Annotated in this window: 4 protein-coding genes; 1 reads left to right on the top strand and 3 read right to left on the bottom strand. The window is 38.1% G+C overall.

Features of this window, described 5'->3' with window-relative positions:
• Window positions 1–697 (top strand): ATP-grasp domain-containing protein (locus tag ABY905_RS13975; protein ID WP_372644924.1); only part of this gene is annotated, 697 nt, incomplete at its 5' end.
• Between the two features lie 207 nt (window positions 698–904).
• Here ABY905_RS13975 and ABY905_RS13970 read toward each other — a convergent pair.
• The 3 genes from ABY905_RS13970 to ABY905_RS13960 all read right to left on the bottom strand — a co-directional run.
• Entirely contained in the window at window positions 905–1,564 is a 660-nt protein-coding gene (locus ABY905_RS13970; protein ID WP_372644922.1) for a hypothetical protein, read from the bottom strand.
• A gap of 564 nt (window positions 1,565–2,128) precedes the next feature.
• Window positions 2,129–2,794 carry an SLATT domain-containing protein gene (locus ABY905_RS13965; protein WP_372644920.1) on the bottom strand — a complete coding sequence of 222 codons (666 nt, stop codon included), beginning with the start codon at window positions 2,792–2,794 and terminating at the stop codon, window positions 2,129–2,131.
• Window positions 2,795–2,939: 145 nt separating this feature from the next.
• Window positions 2,940–5,051, bottom strand: a 2,112-nt coding sequence (locus tag ABY905_RS13960) for a DEAD/DEAH box helicase (protein WP_372644918.1), incomplete at its 5' end; no start/stop codon positions are given.

Here is a 5,051-nt window from a genome sequence, read left to right as displayed (position 1 = left end):
TACGAATGCTAAGCGCCTGTTCCCTATTGAGGTGGTCAATGCCTCATCTTTCATTATTGAAGAAGTGATTGCTGGCGATGAATTTGCCTTCGATGCTTATTTTGATGACAAGGGTGATGCAGTGGTTCTTGGTATTTCAAAACATCTGTTTGCATCTGAAAAAGACGTGAGCGATAGGGTCTATTACACATCAAAAGAATTAATTCGAAAACACCTACAGCAATTTAAAGACTTTGTTCAGGCATTAGGTGATAAAGCCGAAATTAGAAACTTTCCTGTACACGTTGAGGTTCGTGTTGATGAGAAAGGGACTCTAATCCCTATTGAGGTAAACCCTATGCGATTTGGAGGCTGGTGCACTACTGCTGACCTGACAAATAAGGCGACTGGTTTAAACCCTTACCACTGCTTTTTAAACAACATTCGACCTGATTGGGACCAGATATTAAGAGAAATGGATGATGAGATTTACAGTTTAATTATTCTTGATAATTCAACGGGTATTCCTTCTGAAAACATTGCCCAATTTGATTACGAAAAGCTACTTAAACAATTTTCAAACCCACTGGAATTGCGCAAAATTGATTACAAGACTTATCCTATTTTCGGTATGTTGTTTACCAAAAGTGAAAAATCTAAGTTCGGGGAGGTGGAAGAAATCTTAGTTTCAGATCTTCGCAAGTTTGTGATGGATTAAGGGAACAAATTGATTCTAATTACATTTTAAAGACCTAGCTTTTGTTAGGTCTTTTTTGTTTTAGAAGTGATTAATTATGAGTTAAAATTCTTTTTTTCGCACTTGTATGCTGGTGGTTTTTGGAGAGTATATATTTGTTGTTAAGAACTTGCAGGCTTTTTGCTAAAGTTGGTTGTGCGTTGGCAAAAAGCCTGCAAATGCTTGTTGTTAGCTACGAACTAACACGCCTAATGATTCAAGAAGTTGAGGTTGGTCTTCCATTGCTATTTTTGCAACAGCGTAAAAGTCACTCATCCATTCTTCAAGTTCTGCCAGGACTTTGTCTTTAGCTTTTGTGGCTTCTTGTGATTCACCTATTTCTTTTAGATATAATGCTCTGGTTGTTTCTAGTGCATTAATCTCTGCTATACAGGCTGAAATTTCGTCTTCGGTGATTTTAAATACCAAAAGTTTAGCTAAGTGATCTGAATTTGAACGAACGCCATTGTAGAAGGTCTTCATTGTTACAATCCACTTAACGTATACTCTTGAATAAGGACCTGTTAATCCAAGTTGTTTTAGTGTTACTTCGTCTTTACGGAAAACGACTTTAGCTTTTCTGCGATGCGATGCATATTTATCTGTTATTAAACTTAGCTTGGCATCGAAATTGGCACGAGCTTGAATGGATTCGTTATCTTCTTGTTGGTTGAAATTAAAAGCTGTGGTAGTTGCTCCAAGTAATTCTCTCCCTTTGGTGATAACAGGTAAATCGTAACCATACTCAGCCATTGTTGCAGCTATTACGGGTTGATTTTCCACGTTTGCAAGTGCAATACGGTAGTTTTCGATCAATTGATCTTCGGATATGTGCTTAGTAGTCGCCATTTGTTATGAATTTATAGTTAATAATAAATAAAATAAAAAAATCATACTAAGAACAGATGCTTAAAAGTAATCGTTTGGGCATTTATACCCATCGTTTGGGCATTTGTACCCACCGTTTGGGCATTTATACCCACCGTTTGGGCATTTATACCCGCCGTTTGGTCATTTATACCCACCGTTTCGCCTCTTATCCCCGTGTTTGACCATTTATACCCGCCGTTTGGGCTTGTGTACCTACCCTACTGTTATTTGTACCCCTTGTTTGTTGTTGTTTGAGGGTATTTTGCATCTGTTTTGTAAAATACAGACATGAAGATAATTAAAAATGTTAAGTAATAATACCTTTACTAAACAAATTTCATAAATATTGATATGTTAGTTAAAGATTGACTTATAGGATCTATTGGCGCTTTGTTTTGCTTCGAGCGTTTGGGAAGAAATTGGGAATGGTTGATATAACATGAAGGAACGCGATACTACCGAAACGAAGTGAAGATCAGCGAAGCTAATCGCGCACTAGCGGGTTTTTGCCTTTGCAGAGCACGAGCGATAACGGGGTACCATTCAATTTATTTTTAACATTATATAAGACAACACAATGCCAGGCAATACGATTGATATCAAATACAAGAAATATGTCTTGAAAAAATATTCAATTCGATAATTTACTACTTGATACCATTTGATGTCGTCGTAGTAATCTCTATGTTCTGATTTAAAAATCTTGTTGTCAATTTGTAAATGATTTTCATATTTTTCCAATATAGATTGGTACTTACATTGTAAATTGAATGAGAATTCTTTTTTATCTTTTATAGTAGCTTCATCATTATATGATTTAAAATTCTGAAGTTCATTATAAAGTCTAGCTATTTCAAGAGCGCAATCGTGAAACTGAATTGCTTTATGAGAATATTCCTTAGAATTTTCAAAAAGTGAAAAAACCAACAAAAAAATTGACAACGAAGTAATTGTAAATGGGATTAGATTCTCAGATATAGTTTCAGGATTATATAAATTATAGACTGAAAGTAACCCAAATATAATTAGGTATGCAGAAAGAAGGCTAACACTTAATACAGAATACTTATTTCTAGTCTTAAGTCTGTCACTTGCTTGAAACCTACTACCACGAGTAGACCATAGTTTATGCTTCAACTCTTCTAAAAAATCTTTATCTAAGTGAGATTTCCCCTTTGGTTTTTTAAATATTTGGTCAGAATTCCCCATGTTTAATACTTTATTCAATTACTATTTAATAATTCAAATTACTTAGGATGCCATGCGGCTCAAAGCACTTATCTGTTATTTTTTAATGCAAGCTCATACGAAAGATTGACTTTAGGCTTTTATAATTTAATTACGGGGATCGGGTTCACTGTGAAAGTTCCTTAAACCTACAAAAGGCATTCGCCAACTTAATTTGATCTGGACTTTTGCATTCCGCTTCAAAAATAGCAGGGTTGGCAACCATGATAAAGCGCGTGCGCGCTCGTGATACAGCTACGTTAAAGCGATTTGGGCTAAAGAGAAAGTCCATGCCACGCGGTGCATCTTCCAAACTGGACGTACCCACCGAGTAAATGATGACCGCAGCCTCTTGCCCTTGAAACTTGTCTACCGTTCCAACCTCTAGAGTTGGCAGTTGTTGCTTAATGGCTTGTACTTGGGCATTATAAGGAGTGATGATCTTTATGTCCGAAGTTGTTAATGTGGCTTCCTCACCTTTTTCATTTATGAATATGGTTTCACCGCTTGTGAGTTGATGCACAATCTCAACCACTTTCTCAACTTCTTCACTTGATGAATTGGTATTGCCGCTGTGTTCAATCTCTTCAAGATATAATCCCGCTCCAGAATATTTGGATCCTAAAATTTGCTGCTGATCAAGATGTTTTTTTGATTTCAACCGGTTCTCATAAAAGAGTTCAGAAACAAATGCATTGATGGATGAATGCATGCGCCAGGTTTCAGCTAAAAAGATGCCCTGCTCATTTGAAATGGTTTTCTCGTCTTGAAGCACATGTTCTAATGCTGATACTTCTGTGCCATCGGGATGGACCCCTTGTTGGGGTTGTTTCAATTGCTGTGGGTCACCAAGCAGAACAAGGTTTGAACAGCAATGTGAAACGGCTAATGTATCAATTAGGGATAGTTGACCCGCTTCATCCACAAACAGGTAATCTACACCATTTGTATAAGGTGGCTTGCTCCACATGAAAGACGTTCCAGCAATAACATCTACGTTACCCAAAGCTGCCTGGATGGCATTATCGTCTGTTGTTACTTGCCAAGACACCGCTTCATCATAATCGGCTTTTACCTTTTGTAGCATTTTGAGTGAAAGATTATGTTCCTCAGCAACTTCCGAAATCTTGGTAAGTAAGTTCGAGATAACCTTGTGGCTTAAAGCTGTGACCCCAATTTTCTTGCCTTCTTGCACGAGTTTGACAATCAGGTGGCTTCCAGTAAAACTTTTGCCAGCGCCAGGGGGGCCTTGAACGGGTAAATAACTGCTGTCTAACTTGAATGCAAAATCAAAGGTCTTTTTGGTGATGTCCTCGTATTTATTTATTTCTTCGGTCAGCGTTGGAGAGACATTCATAAGTAGTTGTCTGGCTGCCCGATAAGTTCTGAAATCGCTTTCCATGGCATTGGCTACAACCCATTCTGCCAAGCTAATTATAGCTTCTTCTTTTGTTTTTGAGTTAATGTTTTCTAGGCTCATGACCGTAACTGGATGTGCTAAGTCTATCTTCGATGGTCCTTTCTTGATTTTGAGCAAGCGGCTATCGACATCGATATAGTGAATCGTACCAATTTTGTTGTCTTCCTGATCTTCTAGCAATTGACCTATGCGGAGATCACATTCTTGATAGGGGAAAGTATACGTATCAACTACGCTTCTTTTCTCGGGTACGCGCTCACCGGTAAATTGAAGAAAAGAAAGGGCTTTTCGTTCTTCCAGTAACTCATCTTCTGGGAGCTCTTTAAGTCGGAAGAATTCCCACCAAAAAGACTTCTTCTCTCTGCGATACCAGTCCAGCATATGCGCCAAAATGAATTGTGCCTGCTGCACATTATTTCGTTCTGTTCGTATCGGAGGCACGCCTTCCAACAAGGCATCCATAATGGGTTTTATACTTTCTTGATGGGCTGTAATTCTATCGCTGGCCGTGCCTTCACCGTCAATTGGCCGGGTAATATCAGAACCATTTTTGATTAGATCATTACGTATCTCCTCCAACCATGCTTGCAACCGAACCAAGGATTCGCAGTCGTCTTGATTATACAATTGAACGGCTGCTTGGGTTACTTTGCTTAGTTTGTCAATATTTTCTGTTTGCAGAAGCAACTCTAATTGCGATTTGTGACTTGAAAGCTCTCTTAAATCCATCTTACGCTCGTAACCAAAGAAGATCTCTAAGTCTTTAATGGAATATTTCTCTACACTCGCTCTTATGGATTGATGAACTACACCATAGAG

Source organism: Ancylomarina sp. (assembly GCF_041555295.1).
Classification (GTDB): Bacteria; Bacteroidota; Bacteroidia; order Bacteroidales; family Marinifilaceae; genus Ancylomarina.
Note: the sequence above shows the minus strand (reverse complement) of the source record. Positions and strands in the feature narration are given on the sequence as shown.

What these genes read in the sequence shown, in the direction of transcription:
- ABY905_RS13970 (WP_372644922.1), bottom strand. Translation starts at nt 1,564, where the DNA reads ATGGCGACTACTAAGCACATATCCGAAGATCAATTGATCGAAAACTAC.
- ABY905_RS13965 (WP_372644920.1), bottom strand. Translation starts at nt 2,794, where the DNA reads ATGGGGAATTCTGACCAAATATTTAAAAAACCAAAGGGGAAATCTCAC.